This is a genomic window from Cyclobacterium sp. 10D3-21, assembly GCF_055809755.1.
The window spans coordinates 4,584,602-4,602,003 of the sequence record NZ_CM147924.1 but is presented as its reverse complement, the minus strand read 5'-3'; the positions used below and the strand labels follow the sequence as shown (position 1 = coordinate 4,602,003).

Here is a 17,402-nt window from a genome sequence, read left to right as displayed (position 1 = left end):
TGCTGATTTGAAAATTTAATGCTGATTTGGTGGCAATGAAACTGGCTGAGGAAATTCAAATGGGATAACACCCGTCAATCCTGAAAACTCGAAATCCCCCTTTTCTCCAAAGGGGGCAGGGGGATTTTTTTACGTAAACTTTGAATATTTATAAAATAAATTCAAGCAATTTAAGACTTGTGCTTCGTTTGGAAATGACTCAAGCGATACAGCAAATAGAATAGCCATTTCCTGTTTAAGTTTTGAGAAATTAAAATGGGGTCACCTCCTGAAGCTTTTCAAGAAGTGACCCCATCACATTTAGTATCTATTCACCTATTTAGGTAAACCTATTCCAATATATTCCCCTTCTCATCAATGGTTACCATCGTCCTTTCTCCATTTCTTTCCAAGCGAACACTGAAAATCAATAGACCTGTATCCGTTTTGGAGGCATTTACTCTGGTAATTTCATTTCCAGGGTGTTTTGAAAGCAATATGGTTTGAAGATTTTCCGGCAATGGATCTTCATAAGGGATGGTGTTTGAGAATCTTTTTTCGTCTCCTGCTTCAGCTTTTCTTTCGATGAACGCATTGATCCCATTTTCTTGTTTTACCAAATCGAAAGCATCGTATAATTCACCTATAGCCGTATAGGACTCAAAACTTAGCTTATCCCCATCTATTTTAATCACCTGAAATAATTGGGTGTTTTCAGCTTTACGATCCCTTTCTGCACCTAAGGCGTCCCATCCTTTTTCACTCACACTGTACATTTTTCCGCCACTAACAGAAACTACATAAACAGTTCCTGTTTTGTCCCTTGCATTCATTCCATTCATGACATTGTCCTCTGGGGATACACGACCCCTTGCATAGCTGTGGTCATGCCCTTGTAGTGCCAAATCAACTTTGTATTTGTCGAAAATAGGCTTCCATGCTTTTCTTAATTCATCATTGTCCCTACCTGCTGAGGCAGAAAACAAGGGATGGTGATAGGTCACGATGGTCCATTTTTTTGTGTTTTCTGAAAGTACTTTTTCCAGCCATGGGATTTGTTCTTTTTGCAAAACATTGCTATTAAGGGAGATGATTCGCGCATCCTGGTAATCCATGTAGTAAACAGTTTCCTCTAGACCTGGTACTTTGGGTCCATTTTCAGGAAGTGTAAATTGAGGGCGCCATTGTAAGGAAAGTCTTCTTTTCGCATCTTCTCCATCTAGTTCAGGAATGTCCCCATATTCATGATTTCCTGGTGTAACCATTGAAGGGACCATGCTATGGATAAAGCCTCCGGCCGTAAACCATTCATGCCAATCCTGCTCTCTATGGGCTCTATTGATCAGGTCACCGGCATGAATGATGAATTTTGCATCCGGTGCTTTTCTATAACCTTCTCTGATTAATCTGGCCCAAAGCTCAAGAACATAATTTTGTGCATCTCCTACATATAGGAAAGAAAAAGGCTTGTCATTGTCTCTGGAAGCGGTAGTGAATTGTATCCATTCAGTCCATGACTCACCATCTCCCACCCGATAGCCATACATGGTGTCTGGTTTTAGGTTTTTAAATTGCACAGAATGGTAGTGGGCTTTGACTTTGGCATCCTCTACCTTCAATCCATCCAATACTTCGGTTTCTGCCTCGACAGTTATACCATTCCTCCAGAATTTAGGTGCTCCATCAGCTATGGCAATTTCAGCATATCCTGAGGGAATGGTAGTATCTGTTCTCCAGGTAACGTTTGCTTCAGTTGCTGGGTCTGCACCGAAGTTTAATACAACTCTGTCCGGGTAGTAGCTGGGTTTGCTCCATTCTTCTCTAAAAGTAGGGGCTTTGTAAACCTTGTACTCCTGAGCAATTGAGACATTAATTAGGAAGAACAAAAAGAAGGAAAAAAACACTTGTTTCATTGCGGATGGGTTATTGGTGTAATGCTGTAAATCTAGCTAATTCAATATAATATTTCAAGTTGTATAATTATTATATTTTTATCAAATGAGGAAGAGAATTAATGGTGATTTTATCTGTTTGATTGGTTGTATTAAAAGTATTCATGCAAGTGGGATTCCCTATATAGGTTATAATAGTACGGTTTCCATTCGGTTAAGGCTTACCAATCTTAAACATTTGGCGCGAATTTCTTTATTTTCGCTTAACTCCTTTTACTGCTTGCGCTTCCCATGGGTTTTCAGGCCAGTGATGCTTGGGGTACCTTCGTTTGAGCTCCTTCCTAACCTCATGATAAGTATTGTCCCAGAAACTTTTTAAATCCTGTGTTACCTGAACTGGTTTAAAGCCAGGTGATAATAAATGAATAAGTAGAGGAATTTTACCATTATTGACCTTAGGGGTTAGACTCCAGCCAAAAAGCTCTTGAAGTCTTGCTGCCAACACTGGTGGTTCGCCTTCCATTCCATATTTAATGGATAAAGCGGATCCACTTGGGAGGCTTATTTTTTCTGGCGCTAGCCGTTTAATTTCTTCCTGTTGCTCATAGGAAAGACAATCTCTTAGAATATTGCCCAAGGGTAATTTTTTTAATTCATTGCCGGAACTTACATCCTTTAAGTAAGGTGATAGCCAATTTTTAACTGTTTTGAGCAAATGGGGCGTACTAAAATCGGGCAATGATTCAGGGCCATTCCAGATACGAAGACTCATTATCCTATGTTGTAATTGTATGAATTTATCATCAAAAGTTAGCCAGTTTTCCCCCTCTTGCACAAGCATGTCCAAGAGGGTTTGAAGCATCAATTGTGAATCTGGGTTTTGTAGGCGTTTTTTTTGTAGGACGATTTGCCCGATTTTCCATTCTTCTAGTGCCTGGATCTTGGCTTCCTCCTCATCCCAAAAGACCCTTGGGGTGGATTTTACCATAGGCCTAAGATCTGTGGGAGATAAAGGTGCTGCCATAAATATTTTACCCATGCCTTTTCTTTCATCCATTTGGGCAATAGCCAGCCAGGGTTCATGGGCCAGGTCATCCTTCCTGTCCATATTGGCGATTTTACCATTTGCCAATTGAAATTGAGCCTGATTGCCAGGTCTGGCTGAAGCGATTCTCTCCGAAAATGCCTGAGCTATCAACATCCCTGTGGCATAAGGATCTATGATGGCATTTTCAGCTTTTATACCAAGTATTTGTCTATAAGCTTTGGCCACTTGTTCAATTTTTTTATAATTAAAATGGCTGGACGAAGTAGACCTAAATCTGCGAAGCCCTTCTATTCTCAGGTTGATATCCAAACTTTCTCCTGGGGGTAGGGGGTCTTTTTCTTCTAATACCGCCGCAAGGTCTGTTGCCAGGCCCTCAAGACCTATATCCTGACTACACACAAGTAAATGAGCGATTCTAGGGTGGCAGGGAAAATTGTGTAAGGCAATACCATGAGAAGTGATTTTTCCATCTGCGATAGCTCCCAGGTGCTCCAGTGTACTTACCGCTTGCGACCAATTGCCTTGTGGGGGAGGAGTAATCCAACTTAATTTTGATGGGTCATTGATACCCCATTTATATAGTTCCAGGGCCAAAGATGTTAAGTCAGTTTCTACAACCTCAGGTTGTCTGAAAGGAAGTAATCTTTCCTGACTCCCTTTGGACCATAACCTGAAACAAACGCCGGGGCTTAATCTACCTGCTCTTCCTGCTCTTTGGGTAGCCGTATCCTGTGTTACAGGTATGGTGACGAGCCTGTTCAATCCTGAGTTGGGATTAAATCTACTGGTTCGCATAAACCCGCCATCTATTACGATCTTTATCCCCTCAATAGTAAGGCTGGTTTCAGCAATAGCTGTGGCCAAAACAACTTTTCTCTTTCCTTCGGGGTGGGGGAAAAGCGCTGCTTGTTGTTGGTTGAAAGCCAATTGACCATAAAGCTTGTAAATAGCAAGGTTGTGATACCTTTGACTTAATATTTGTGCGGTCTTATTTATTTCTCCCTGTCCGGGTAGGAATACAAGCAAATCTCCATCATGCACTAAAATGGCTTCTTTGATTGTGTGGGCTATACTTTCGGGTAAGGCGTATAAATCAGTTCCTTCACGATAATTGATGGTCACAGGAAATGCCTTCCCCATACTTTCGACTAAAGGTGCCTTAAGATTGGTCGAAAGGTCTTTGCTATCAAGTGTAGCAGACATTATCAACAATTTCAAGTCAGGCCTGAGTACTTGCTGAATTTCTCTGCTTATGGCCAATCCTAGATCTGCATGAATGCTTCGTTCATGAAATTCATCAAAAATGATTAAACCTACCTCTTCAAGCGCATTGTCTTGTTGCATCATTCTGGTCAAAATTCCCTCAGTAATGACTTCTATCTGAGTATTTTTTCCCACACAAGAATTGAATCTTACACGATAGCCAATTCTTTCTCCGACAGGTTCATCTAGGATTTGAGCCATTCGCTGCGCAATACTAATGGCAGCAAGTTTTCTGGGTTCAAGCATTACTATTTTCTTTCCCTGAAGCCATGGTTCCTCCATTAAAGTCAATGGCGCAAGCGTACTTTTGCCAGCACCTGGTGGGGCATGCAATAGTAGGATAGGAAATAACTGAAGTTGTTTTTTTAATTGAGGGATTACCTCTAAAATTGGGAGTTGGGGAAAGGCCTTCAAGTGTACTTGTTTTTTATCAAAGGTAAAAAAAACAAGGCGGTCTGGAAAGATAATTGCAGCAGGTAAACCAAGTATTGTTGAAATGAGGGTTTACAAGGATAAAAGTGATAAAAAAACTTAGCAATACTGGATTTTGAGCGGATTTAAAGCAAAAAAAAGAGGTTGTTTCTACTGTAGAAACAACCTCTTTTTAAATATTATTTAATGGATGCCTTTGCGCGTCCATATTCCCATTTTACTTCCAAACCATCCTCTAAAACATTATAAACAAGGTTTTCAGTCAGGCTATTGGTTTCACTAGAACTTACAGATACTCTCAAAGCGTCTTTGCTTTCATCGTATTTGGTTCCCCATTGTCCAGTTTGGTTATTGAAAATAAAAGTACTTGAATTTTCTCCTGGGATAATAAAGAAACTGTATTTTCCAGCAGGTAATTTTTCACCTTCAATTTCAATATCTTTACTGGTTTCAAATAACGTGGCCTCATTTGCTCCAGCTCTCCAAACCTTTCCCAATGGAACTAGTTCCCCAAAGATAACACGTCCTTTAACGCCGGGGCTACTGTAATTGACAGTGATTTTGGCGCCATTAATGGTGCCTTCAGCTGTTTTAGCAGGACTGGCTTTTTCCTGAGCAGTTGACATAAAAACTACTGAGAGCAGCAGTAAAGTGGATAAGCCAAACATTTTAATAGTTGATGATTTCATTTTTTGGTTGTGATTTAGGTTATAATAATCGAATAACTAAATGAACGTACAAAATCGCAATTTGTTTTTACACCATTAAATTTTCACCCATGCCTGTTTTTTGTGGCTTTCAATTATTCGCTCACAAATTAACAATTCCCTGTGTCCGTCTGCAAAGGTAGGGAAACTTGGGTTTTCTGGTTGTTTGCCTTCTTTTACGGCAGCATATACCTCCTTAAACATTTGCTTTGAAGTGTCAGGAAAACCCTCATTGTGTCCACCTGGGAATCCTATAAGTTTAGCTGCCTCAGGACTGAATAAAGAAGGGTCTTTCATCAGTTGTTGGTTGGCAGTTTCTCTTTTGCCAATCCACATTTCATTTGGCTTTTCGCTACACCATTCAAAATTGGATTTAGATCCAGCTATTTCAATGTTTAACCTGTTCTTTCTTCCAGCATTTACCTGACTGACAGTTACAGATCCTTTATTGCCATTGTCAAACCTCAACATGACGGTAGCATGGTCTTCCGTATTGATAGGAACCTCTGCGTAATCAGATTCATCGAGGCTTTTCCCGCTATAAGTTTCAATGGCCTTAAGGGGTTTTAACCGGGTTTTATGGACTGTTGAGAAATCAGCCATCACTTCAGTAATTCGTAAACCAGTGACATATTCGGTTAAATCCAAAAGGTGAGACCCTATGTCTGCAATCGCTCTTGAGTCGCCAGATTTATCAGGCTCCAATCGCCAATTGTAATCAGTTTTTAAAAACAACCAATCCTGCAAATAGGAACCCATGATGGAGTAGATATCTCCTAGTTCACCGCTTTCCCTCATGGTTTTCATTTGTCTAACCATCGGATAATACCTAAGGTTAAAATGCACAGCATTGACCAAACCTGTTTTTTTAGCGAGCGCGACTAGTTCTTCAGCATCTTCGATTTTGGTGGCAAGTGGCTTTTCACAAACCACGTGTTTACCTGCTTCTAACGCAGCTTTTGATTGGCGATAATGGAGGAAATTTGGAGTGCAAATGTGGACCACTTTAATGTCCTTATCCTTTAGCATGTCTTCGAAAAGCATGGCCTTTTCTATGCCTAATTGAGCTGCCTTTTCCTTTGCCAGTTCCTCACTAACCTCACAAAGGGTAGCGACTTCAATATTAGGGTTTCTTCTTAGGGCTTCAATATGGGCAGGGCCAATAAATCCTGTGCCTACAACCGCTACTTTGATTTTTTCCATAAGGTTAATATCTTCGGTTTATTTAAAAGGTTAGCCATAAAGATAGAAGGTACATTTGTATTTTTCAATGGTTGCCTGCTTTTACCTGTATTGTTTTTTACCCCAGATGATGCAATAGGCTCGTAGTAGCCTGTTTTGGCCTTTCTCAGAAAGTGATTTCAGCGCAAAATAGAAGGGCTGTTCCATAATAGGGATTCATTATAATAGATTTATATGGAGTCAAAAGTTAGTCCCCAAATGAAACAAATGCACAATAAAATTTTGAATAAAACTTGCGTATTTGTTACTATCGAGTAATTTTGTTACTCCCACTATGTGTGTTACGTGGCGAAGCTATGAAGGATTATTCGGGCCCTCCGCGTAAGTATTGATGATTATGTTTTTTGTTTCTATTAATGTGTATTTTGTACCATTTTGAACCTTTTTATTTATAATTTTTTGATTTGTTAGACGCCCTTATTACCTCCAAAACGCGCATTAAGTTATTGGTGAAATTTTTTTCAAATGCCAAGAACCGAGGATATTTAAGAGGTTTGGCAGAAGAATTTGGTGAATCAACAAATTCAATTAGAATCGAACTTAACCGCCTTTCAAAAGCAGGCTTACTTAGCTGGGAAAATGACGGGAAAACCAAAAGTTACCAAGCCAATGAGATTCATCCCCTTTATCAGGAACTCAAAAGTATCGTAAGCAAATATTTAGGCTTTGATACCTTGATTGAGCAAGTTGTTCAACGGTTGGGCAGTGTAGACAAAGCAATTATTCAGGGGGATTATGCAGAAGGTAAAGATACAGGTACCATCGAACTGACCATAATTGCAAGTTCGATTGATTTGGACTACCTGGAATTTTTAATCACCAAAACGGAGGAAAAGATCAATAGAAAATTAAAAGTGAAAGTCTTGGAAAATGAGCCTGGTAAAGGTGTTCAAGGGCTGATAGTTTACGAACAAGAGCAAGAATGACGGATCAAAAGAAAATATACCTTTCCGTTGTAATTCCTGTATTTCATTCTGAGGCTGGATTAAAAGAATTGATTGTTAGGCTCAAAGGGGTATTGTTTTCGATTAGTGCAGAAGTTGAATTGATCTTGGTGGATGACGGAAGCAGTGATGGGAGCTGGGAAATTATTGCTAATGCCGCTTCAGAAGAATCGTTTATAAAGGGCCTGCGGTTTAGCAGGAACTTTGGACAGCACCATGCTATTTCTGCAGGTCTCAATATGGCTCGTGGTGAATGGATTGTTGTAATGGATGCAGACCTTCAGGATCTTCCTGAAGAAATCCCTATGATGTTAACCAAGGCCCGATTTGGTTATGATGCGGTTTTGGCCAGAAGAACTGGAAGAAAAGAGGATTGGCTTACTAAAATTTTATCCGTTATTTATTATAGGATATTTTATTTTATGTCTGGGATCAAGCAGGATCCAAGGGTTGGGAATTTTGGTGTTTACAATAAAAAAGTGATTGATAGCATCCTAAAGATGAAGGAAACCAATTGGTATTTCCCTACCATGGTTCATTGGGTGGGCTTTAAACAAAGCACTTTTAATGTATCGCATGGTGTTTCTACCAACATAAAGTCGAATTATATTTTCAGCTCTAAATTTCGATTGGGGTTAAATACTTTGCTTGCCTTTTCGGATAAGCCTTTGCGATTAACAGTTAAATTAGGCCTGTTGGTGGCTTTTATTGGGTTTTTGTTTGCATTGATCACTATGTTCCGTTATTTTTCAGGAGCCATTGAAGTTCAAGGTTATACAAGTATGATTGTATCGCTTTGGCTACTTTTTGGCTGTTTATTAACGACCATTGGAATAGTTGGACTGTATGTTGGGAAAACTTTTGAAGGAGTTAAAAAACGTCCCCGTTATATTATAGATCAAAAGACCTAATATGATAAAATTCCTACCTTTTGACACTTCTTTATTTGGATACAGAGTAGGCAAACTTCAGTTGGGTAGATGTCTTCCGGATTTGGATAGCGTAAAAATTCAAGCTGAAGAGTTTGATTTAATTTATGTAATGGGAAAGCCTGGATTGGTGAAATTAGGTGGATGGTCTCCCATAAGTACGCGCATTGATTTAGTGAAAAATATTTTAAAATCGGATTTAGTTAAGGTACCTGATCTCTATGGAAAAGTTGAGCTTTCAGAAATGATTATTTCCGGAAATCTTTCTTCTACGGATCAAAATGAACTGAGAGAGCTAGTTCTTACTAGCGGGCAGTGGTCCAGGTTCAAGCAAGATTTGCTATTGGCAAATCAAGAATACGAAAAATTGTACAGCACTTGGTGGGAGACCATCGTGCTGCAAAAACATAAAGTAATTGTTGCCAGAACCTCTGGAAAACTAGTGGGGTTCATCACTTTTAAATTACTTCGGGGAAGAGGACATGTGGGTCTTTTTGCCGTTAAAGGCAGCGAGCAGGGAAGAGGAATTGGCAGGAAATTGATGCGCGAGGTGTTTTATAAGCTTAATACCTGTGGATTTAATTTGATAGGGCTTTCTACTCAAAAAGCCAATAAAAGAGCCATGGATTTCTATAAAAAAATTGGCTTTCATCCAATAAAAGAAACTTTGATCGCACATTGGCGTCCAGGTTTAAAACCTAAAAAGGTCCATTAACCCTTGCTTGCTAATTTTTACGAGGTAAAGCATTATTCTTCTGAGCTGAAAAGTGACTGGAAGAGGGTTCTTCTAAAGGCGACCAATGCCACCTTGATGCATGATAGGGAATTTTTAACGTATCATTCTGCTGATAAATTTCAAGATTGTTCGGTAATTTTGTACAAGGACAACATTCCAGTGGCCATATTTCCTGCCCACAGGGAAGGAGATCTGGTTTATTCCCACAAAGGCTTGAGTTATGGAGGATTGATTCTTACACCATGCTCTTTCAATCAAAAGCTGGAATGTTATAAATTTTTATTGAAGTACTATGATTCAGTGGGCATTAAATGCCTACAGATAAAGGAAACCCCGTCCATGTATGATGTGAACCATGATGAGTCTACGGCTTATATAATGCATTTGGCTCAGGCCGAAATGATTCAAATGGAGCTTTCTTTGGCCATTAAATTACCTTTAAGAGTGATTAATAAAGGAAGAAAAGCCAATATTAAACAGGCAATTCAGGCAAATCTTGAGGTTATTAAAAGCAAAAATCCTGATTTATTTTGGGAGGAATTACTCTTGCCCAATCTTGAAAACAGGTACAATACAAAGCCCACCCATTCTAAGGAGGAGATGGCATTTTTAATGAAAAAGTTTCCTAAAAATATAGGCCAATTCAATGTCTTCAAAGACAATCAAATTATAGCAGGCGCCACCGTTTACTTTTCGCCAAATTGTCTACATACCCAATATTTAGCCAGCAATAAACAAGGGAGAGACCTGCATGCGTTAGATGCGCTGATCAAATATCTTTGTGATAATTTTGCAGCTCAAAGACAATTCCTTGATTTTGGTCACTCGAATGAAAATAGGGGGTTAAATATCAATAGATCCCTTTTTCGGTGGAAGGAAAGATTTGGAGCAAAATCATATATCCATAGACATTTCCTGGTTCCAACGAAGGGCTGGGGTGCTTTGGATAAGGTTTACACCGAATCTGATGCCTAAGAGGTCATATATCTCAAGTGACAGGTTAAAACAGTTGAAGCAAAAAAATGCCAAATACATTGTCACCTGTTATAAAGATGAATTTTTTTGTGAAAATCATCCCGATGGAAAATGTACCCGTGGTTTCTTTTCTTTGTTTCTACAGGTTGTTTATGGTATAGCTTTTGCCAAACGGTATGGCTTGCCTTTATATGTTGACTTTGGCAATTTAAATTACCCCTATTCACAGCCTGAGGGAAACAATGAATCCAACAACTTTTGGGAGGCCTTAGTTTGTCAACCATCACTTAAATCAACAGATATACTGGTCGTAAATAGGCAGTTTGAAGTATACCCTTTACGTATCTGGAACAGAAACCATCTTCGCCATTTGCATCAATTAATGCGTTCTGGAATCGAATTTAATACAGCCTTAAAAGTTAAATTAGATGAGGTCAAAATTAAGATAAATAAAGTGAAGACTTTAGGCGTTCACTTTAGAAAAACAGATCATTTTTTAGAAGTGCCGCCAGCCAGTGATGCAGCGTTTTTTCGGCAGATAAAAAATAAAATAGATGCATTTGACCAATTGTTTGTGGCTACTGACGACAGCGATTTGCTAGCCAAATTAGAAGAGAAATTCCCAGGGAAAATAATGGCATTTGACTGTGTCAGGTCCACAGGTTCGCTTTCAGTCCATCACAAAGAGGAGTATAAAGATGGGCTACGATTAGCCAAAGAAGCCTTGCTGGATTGCATAAGCCTATCCTATTGTGATGAACTTATTTTGTCCCCCTCCAACCTCTCTTATGCTGCATTGGTATTTAATCCTGAAGTTAAATATACTATTGTCGAAAGTAAAGCCGCCACCTGGAATCGGCTAAAAACATTATTGGCTTTTCATTTGGACAAGTTGGGGATAAGAAAATGGTAGGCAATGATTGAAATTTATCCGGAAATAGTCAATAGTAAAAGCTATTGTCCCCGATGTTTGGAACTGGATAATTCAGGAGCAGGGCTTTATTTTCAAGGAATTTATGTATTGGGTAAATATACTTGTAACGCATGCCAATTAGAATTTTTTGCAACATTACCTTCAGGCCATTCATCACTTTTTCCCATAGCTTTTTCATTGGACAAAATTCACCAACACTTTGATAAAGAGAATGCTAGTTGGATGGCCACTCCACTCATTGATTGTATGGGGGACAATTTGAGTATTGAAGGTAGTTTTCAAATTCATAATCAAGGAGTAGGTAAGGACTTAATTTTGATTAATTGCTTGGATGATTGTTTTGGTCATGTGTTTACCAAGATTTGGAATGTTTATTTAGAGAAAGGCAATCATCAGAATAGTACGATTGCTGTTTTAATACCAGAACAGTGCAGGTGGTTATTGCCTGCAAAAGGGGTGGAAATATGGGCAGTAAATTTAGACCTAAGTCAAATTCAGTTCGGGGTTAAAGGGATGGACATTTGGGTAAAGAAGCAATTTAGCAGGTTTGGTAAAGTATACTTGCATCCTACACCCATACATCAAAATCATCAGCACCTGAATTTTGAACAAATTTTAGGCGTGGTACCATTTAAACTGGATCAATTTTACCAGACTTCTCCGCTAATAACTTTCGTTTGGAGGGATGATAGATATTGGTTAGCAAACCGATTTCTCTATTTTTTGCGTAAATTTTCAAGAAAATATAAGCTTGATAAGTATTTTGCGCCACTTTTTATATGGCGACAAGCTTTTTTACTAAAGAAGCTGACCAAAAAGATCAAACAAAAGCTCCCTGAAACAAACTTTACGATTACTGGTATCGGTAAATCCGGTAATTTCCCATCTTTTATAAAGGATGAGAGAAATAGGGTAATAGACTTGCAGGTAGAAGACAAATGGAATCATATTTACAACAAAAGTCATGTCATCATTGGTGTCCATGGGTCCCATATGTTGATACCTTCTGCATTAGCGGCTGGTTTTATAGAAATCTTGCCTCGATATAAAATTGACCATTTGACTGAGGATATTGCTCAGTCTCATAACAGTAGATTAAGTCACTTTTTGGGGAGATTTATGGATGAATATGCAACTCCCGAATTAATTTCAAAGCATGCAGTGAGCATGGTAAAAAAGTTTCGCTTTGTGAAAAGCAATATGGATTCAGAATTAGCTTAAGCCTTTTAGGGATTAATTATCAATGAATATACTCAAGACTTTTATTAAAAAATATTTTTATTACTTCTCTTACTTCTATCAAATAGTTCGAGGAAGGCTTTTTATTGCTTTTGGGCTAAGTATGTTGGTAGCCTTGATGGATGGACTAGGTCTTACCATGTTTTTGCCTTTGTTGGAAATGGTAGATGGTGGGGATGCCAGCGGTGAAGGCATGGGCCAACTTGGATTTATACTGGAAGGCATGGGAAGTTTAGGAATTCCAATTACGGTTTCAGCTATTCTTTTGATAATGGCCTCCTTTTTTATACTTAAAGGTGTTTTAAAGTTTTTCGAACAGTATTATAGTGTTTTAGTTAGAAGGTTTTTTGTAAAAAAAATGAGGCTTTCTATTGTAGATTTATTTGAAGGTTATTCCTTCAAAAATTTCATTAAACAAGATTCTGGTAGGATTCAAAATACTGCGACTGGTGAAATAGAAAGAATTTTAATAGCTTTTAATAGCTATATGTATGTATTACAGGCTTTTTCAATGATTTTCATTTATGTAGCAATGGCCTTTAGCGTAAATGTGCGATTTTCACTTTTCGTGATGATTGGAGGAGTGCTTTCAAATTTTCTTTACTCTGCCATTTATAAAAGAACGAAAAAACATTCCGTTGACGTTTCGAAAGGGAACCACTATTTTCAAAGTCTCTTAATCCAAAAAATAGCAAATTTTAAGTATTTAAAAGCGAGTGGACTTCTTATTACCTATGGCAATAAGCTTAGAAGTCAAATCAATGCTATTGAATACCATTATAGAAAACTAGGTTTATTTTCCTCAATAATAACGGCTATTAGGGAGCCGATTATTATTGTAATTATTGTTGCTGTTATTCTTTTTGAAGTCAATATAACGGGGGGGAGTATTTCCGGAATAATATTGAGCTTGTTATTTTTTTACCGGTCATTAACCTATTTATTGGCTTTGCAGGCTTATTGGAATTCAGTTATGGCAAATTATGGTTCTCTAGAAAATATAAAGGAGTTTTCTAAAGAATTAAAAGAGGGAAGTGAATCTCATGGTAATACCAAGGTCAAAGGCTTTCAAAACGAAATAAGGTTAGATAAGGTTAGTTTTGGCTATGGGGAAAAGAGGATCTTGGATAGTATTTCATTTTCGGTATTTAAAAATCAAGCCATAGCAATTGTAGGTGAAAGTGGTTCAGGAAAGTCTACTTTGATGAATATTATGGCTGGTCTTTTTTTGCCAGATACTGGGGCAATTACCATAGATGGAAATGATATGAATGAGATCGATAGAAATCATTTCCAGAAGAAAATAGGCTACATTACTCAAGAACCAGTGATTTTTGACGACACCATCTTCAATAATGTGAGTTTTTGGGACAAAGATACTATCGAGAACAGAAAGAAATGCCAGGAAGCATTAAGCAAAGCCTCAGTTTTAGCGTTTGTTGAGACCTTGGACAACAAAGAGGACAGTCGACTTGGTAATAATGGAATTATGGTAAGTGGTGGTCAGAAACAAAGAATTTCTATTGCCAGGGAGTTGTACAAGGGAATTGATGTACTGCTTATGGATGAAGCTACATCTGCTTTGGATTCTGAAACTGAATTTGGAATTCAAGAGAATATAGACAAACTAAAAGGACAAATAACTATAATAATTATCGCCCATCGCTTGTCGACAATTAAAAATGTTGATCGCATCTTTTTATTGAAGGGTGGGAAAATACAGGCATCCGGTGATTTTGAAGAATTGGAAAAAAATTCTTCAGCATTTAAGAAGATGGTTGCTTTACAGGCTTTTTAAAAAATAAATAAATTAATAATGATTCCGGTAACCAAACCTTTTCTACCCCCAATTGAAGATTATGAGCAGTACCTTAAAGGCATATGGTCAAGAAATTGGTTGACGAACAATGGACCTCTAGTCAACGAATTCGAATTAAAAATAAAAGATTTACTAGGATTAAATCATTTTTTGTTTTTAGGCAATGGAACACTTGCACTTCAAATTGCACTAAAAGCTTTGAAAATTAAGGGAGAAGTAATTACCACTCCATTTTCTTATGTTGCTACTACGAGTAGCCTGGTTTGGGAAGGTTGTACGCCTGTTTATGTAGACATTGATCCAAAAACTTTAAATATTGATGCCAATAAAATTGAAGCAGCAATAAGCCCCAATACTTCAGCGATTTTGGCTACCCACGTTTTTGGAAATCCCTGTGAAATAGATGATATAAATAGAATTGCCAAAAAGCATGGATTAAAAGTGATCTATGATGGAGCACATGCTTTTGGTGTTAATTTTAAAGGGAAAAGTATTTTTAGCTATGGTGATATCAGTACCACTAGTTTCCATGCAACTAAAATTTTTCATACAGTAGAAGGGGGAGGAGTTTTTAGCGAGAACCAGGAATTTATTAAGAGGATGGGGTATTTGCGTAATTTTGGGCATGATGGTTTTGATAAATTTAATGGACCAGGTATAAATGCCAAAAATTCTGAATACCACGCAGCAATGGGCTTATCAAACCTACCTTATTATGAATCGATAATCAGGCACAGGAGGGACTTAACTATCAAATACAATAAGTTCTTCAAAAATACAGTCCCCCTAAAAGATAAAATTCAAATTATTCCCTCTGAAAATTATTCGTATTATCCCGTAATCTTTGAAAGTGAGGAATTATTATTAAATATAAAAAATAAATTGGGTCAACATGAAATAGGCTGTAGGAGGTATTTTTATCCCAGTCTCAATGAATTGGATTATGTAAACGGAGACGCACCGATTTCTCAAAATTTAAGTCGAAGAATTTTATGCCTTCCTTTGTATTATGACTTAAGCTTTTCAGAGCAACAGCTTATTTGCGAATTAATAAATGATCAATTTAAAGATTAAAATAGCCAGCTTTATTAATAGGGCTAAGGTTTTTGGTAAACCTAAAATCTTTTGTATAGGGTTTAATAAAACAGGAACTACCTCATTGAAAGTCCTCTTTTCCAAATTGGGTTTTGTGGTAGGTGAACAAAGTGAAGCTGAATTCCTGCTTTCAGAGATTCAAATGGGTAATTTGGAAGGCTTGTTGAAACATATAGAGAAAGCCCAGTTCTTTCAAGATTATCCTTTTAGCACCCCTAATACCTATAAGGTTTTAGATGAAAAATACCCCAATGCGAAGTTTATTTTAAGTGTTAGGGACTCACCAGAGGATTGGTACAACTCTTTAGTGAAATTTCATTCATTAAATTTTAACAATGGAAATTTCCCTACAGTAAAGTCCCTAAAAGAATGTGCTTATATTTATAAAGGATGGATATGGGAGTTTTTAAGCCAGGTTTATGGTTTTGAGGAGGATGAGGAATTATATAACAAAGCATTTTTGATCAACCTCTACTTAAATCATATTGAAGAGGTGAAAGAATATTTCAAAGGAAGAGAGGATAGGTTAATTGTCATTAACCTCCAGGATGAGGGTGGAATAGAGAATTTGTTTCAATTTTTAAATATCAAGGCTTCAATTTCTGAATTTCCTTGGGTAAATAAATCTTAATATATAAAATGGTAATAGCAGGTGCTGGTGGACATGCCATGGAGGTTTTAGATGTATTAGTTGCCCAAAAAAAAGATCAGGGCGCTATTTTCTATGATGATTTTACAGAAAAATTAATTTTTCAAAATGCCTATTCCATTATTAAGAATCAAATCGACATAAAAATCCAATTTGGTAATGACCCTAGGTTTATTCTAGGAGTTGGAGAGGGTAAAACCAGAGCATATTTCACTGAAATGTTTTCTACTTTGGGAGGAATACCCACTGAAATAAGAGCAAAATCTGCAATAATAAGTAGTTATGCAAAACTTGAATTGACAGATGTTTTTAATTTTTGTTTTATAGGCGCGAATGTTGTCTCAGGAAAAGGAACTTTAATTAATTCAGGAAGCCAGATTCATCATGAAACACAAATTGGACAGTTTTCATCTATTAATCCAGGAGTACAACTACTTGGGAAATGTACGATAGGTAATTTTTGCTCCATTGGAGCAGGAGCAATTGTTTTACCTGGAGTGAAAATAGGGGATAATGCTATAATTGGGGCAGGAACCATTGTGACTAAGAATGTCCCTGACAATTGCACAGTCGTAGGTGTGCCAGGAAGAGTAATAAAAATAGCCTGAACTTTTTAATTTATGAAATTAAAAGATAACAACCCCTTAGTAAGTGTTTGCATGATTAGTTATAATCATGAACAATTTATAAATAAAGCAATAGAAGGAATAGTTAATCAGAGATGTTCTTTTGATTTTGAATTTATTATATCGGATGACTGCTCATCAGATAATACACCTTTTTTAATTGCAGAGGAAGTTGGTAAATTCAATAAAAAAATACCAATAAAATATTTTTCCCAAAAATCAAATTTAGGTATAATTAAAAATTTCGTATTTGCCTTAAATCAATGTTCTGGAAAATACATTGCAATTTGTGAGGGAGATGATTTTTGGGTGGACAATGAAAAATTATCAAAGCAAACTGATCTACTTGAAAATGATAGTACATTGGTTGGGAGCTTCCATTTTGTTAAAGTTGAATATGAAGATAAACCTCATCTATCTAATATATTTAAACCTAAGGTTCCTGAAATTATAGGGACAGAGGAGTTAATTGCCCAAAGTTCTTTAATGCATACCTCTTCTTTGTTTTTTAGAAGGACTGCCTTGATTTTTCCAGAATGGTATTCAACTATGCTAAGTGGCGATTTTGCCTTAGCATCAATTCTATCAAAGCAAGGGAATTTTAAGAGAATTAATGATGTAATGAGTGTTTATAGAGTTCATGATAATGGAGTTACTAACTCGAAACGATATAATAAAGAAAAGAAAATTCTCAAAATTTCAATTCTGGAAAAATTAAATGATTTTCATGATTATAAGTATAATGATAAATTTCAGAATGTTATTTATGATTTAAATAATAATAATTTAAATAGTAATTTTTTTATTAAAATAAGAAGAACATTACGGATTGGGTTGATAATAAAGCGTATTAGATTTTGGTTGACTAGAATTTGATATTTAATTTTTCATAA

General features: G+C 37.0%; 15 protein-coding genes. 11 read left to right on the top strand and 4 right to left on the bottom strand.

Annotation, left to right across the window (positions count from 1 at the left end):
- Nucleotides 1-329: 329 nt before the first annotated feature.
- The 4 genes from AC0L7T_RS17835 to AC0L7T_RS17820 all read right to left on the bottom strand — a co-directional run bounded on the left by AC0L7T_RS17835 (nucleotide 330) and on the right by AC0L7T_RS17820 (nucleotide 6,524).
- The gene (locus AC0L7T_RS17835) at nucleotides 330-1,892 is read right to left on the bottom strand and encodes a purple acid phosphatase family protein (RefSeq protein ID WP_473337140.1); all 1,563 of its coding nucleotides are present in this window, start codon (nucleotides 1,890-1,892) and stop codon (nucleotides 330-332) included.
- A gap of 232 nt (nucleotides 1,893-2,124) precedes the next feature.
- The gene (hrpB, locus tag AC0L7T_RS17830; protein ID WP_473337138.1) at nucleotides 2,125-4,596 is read right to left on the bottom strand and encodes an ATP-dependent helicase HrpB; all 2,472 of its coding nucleotides are present in this window, start codon (nucleotides 4,594-4,596) and stop codon (nucleotides 2,125-2,127) included.
- A 197-nt stretch (nucleotides 4,597-4,793) separates the two neighbouring features.
- A complete protein-coding gene (locus AC0L7T_RS17825) occupies nucleotides 4,794-5,303 on the bottom strand; it encodes a DUF2911 domain-containing protein (RefSeq protein WP_473337136.1) in 510 nt (169 codons plus the stop codon).
- Nucleotides 5,304-5,378: 75 nt separating this feature from the next.
- Nucleotides 5,379-6,524: a Gfo/Idh/MocA family protein gene (locus AC0L7T_RS17820; protein WP_473337134.1), complete on the bottom strand. Its 1,146-nt coding sequence runs from the start codon at nucleotides 6,522-6,524 to the stop codon at nucleotides 5,379-5,381.
- 443 nt (nucleotides 6,525-6,967) lie between these two features.
- Between AC0L7T_RS17820 and AC0L7T_RS17815 the strand changes: the two genes are divergently transcribed.
- From AC0L7T_RS17815 to AC0L7T_RS17765, 11 genes are read left to right on the top strand one after another with little or no spacing between them, the layout of a single operon-like run.
- Nucleotides 6,968-7,489 (top strand): ArsR family transcriptional regulator, encoded by a 522-nt coding sequence (locus tag AC0L7T_RS17815; protein WP_473337131.1) that lies wholly within the window; start codon nucleotides 6,968-6,970, stop codon nucleotides 7,487-7,489.
- Nucleotides 7,486-8,418: a glycosyltransferase family 2 protein gene (locus AC0L7T_RS17810; protein WP_473337129.1), complete on the top strand. Its 933-nt coding sequence runs from the start codon at nucleotides 7,486-7,488 to the stop codon at nucleotides 8,416-8,418. The genes AC0L7T_RS17815 and AC0L7T_RS17810 overlap by 4 nt, the downstream gene beginning before the upstream one ends.
- A gap of 1 nt (nucleotide 8,419) precedes the next feature.
- The gene (locus AC0L7T_RS17805; RefSeq protein ID WP_473337127.1) at nucleotides 8,420-9,151 is read left to right on the top strand and encodes a GNAT family N-acetyltransferase; all 732 of its coding nucleotides are present in this window, start codon (nucleotides 8,420-8,422) and stop codon (nucleotides 9,149-9,151) included.
- A 3-nt stretch (nucleotides 9,152-9,154) separates the two neighbouring features.
- Entirely contained in the window at nucleotides 9,155-10,147 is a 993-nt protein-coding gene (locus AC0L7T_RS17800) for a hypothetical protein (RefSeq protein WP_473337126.1), read from the top strand.
- On the top strand, nucleotides 10,140-11,060 hold the full coding sequence (locus tag AC0L7T_RS17795; protein WP_473337124.1) for an O-fucosyltransferase family protein: 921 nt from the start codon (nucleotides 10,140-10,142) through the stop codon (nucleotides 11,058-11,060). The genes AC0L7T_RS17800 and AC0L7T_RS17795 overlap by 8 nt, the downstream gene beginning before the upstream one ends.
- A gap of 3 nt (nucleotides 11,061-11,063) precedes the next feature.
- Nucleotides 11,064-12,302, top strand: coding sequence for a hypothetical protein (locus AC0L7T_RS17790; protein ID WP_473337123.1), 1,239 nt, complete (start codon nucleotides 11,064-11,066; stop codon nucleotides 12,300-12,302).
- 22 nt (nucleotides 12,303-12,324) lie between these two features.
- Nucleotides 12,325-14,118 (top strand): ABC transporter ATP-binding protein, encoded by a 1,794-nt coding sequence (locus AC0L7T_RS17785; RefSeq protein WP_473337121.1) that lies wholly within the window; start codon nucleotides 12,325-12,327, stop codon nucleotides 14,116-14,118.
- 18 nt (nucleotides 14,119-14,136) lie between these two features.
- Nucleotides 14,137-15,213: a DegT/DnrJ/EryC1/StrS family aminotransferase gene (locus AC0L7T_RS17780; protein ID WP_473337119.1), complete on the top strand. Its 1,077-nt coding sequence runs from the start codon at nucleotides 14,137-14,139 to the stop codon at nucleotides 15,211-15,213.
- Complete coding sequence (locus AC0L7T_RS17775; protein ID WP_473337117.1) at nucleotides 15,194-15,865, top strand: sulfotransferase; 672 nt, start codon at nucleotides 15,194-15,196, stop codon at nucleotides 15,863-15,865. The genes AC0L7T_RS17780 and AC0L7T_RS17775 overlap by 20 nt, the downstream gene beginning before the upstream one ends.
- 8 nt (nucleotides 15,866-15,873) lie before the next feature.
- Nucleotides 15,874-16,491, top strand: a complete 618-nt coding sequence (locus AC0L7T_RS17770; protein ID WP_473337115.1) for an acetyltransferase — start codon at nucleotides 15,874-15,876, stop codon at nucleotides 16,489-16,491.
- A gap of 12 nt (nucleotides 16,492-16,503) precedes the next feature.
- The gene (locus AC0L7T_RS17765; RefSeq protein ID WP_473337113.1) at nucleotides 16,504-17,385 is read left to right on the top strand and encodes a glycosyltransferase family 2 protein; all 882 of its coding nucleotides are present in this window, start codon (nucleotides 16,504-16,506) and stop codon (nucleotides 17,383-17,385) included.
- Nucleotides 17,386-17,402 lie beyond the last annotated feature (17 nt).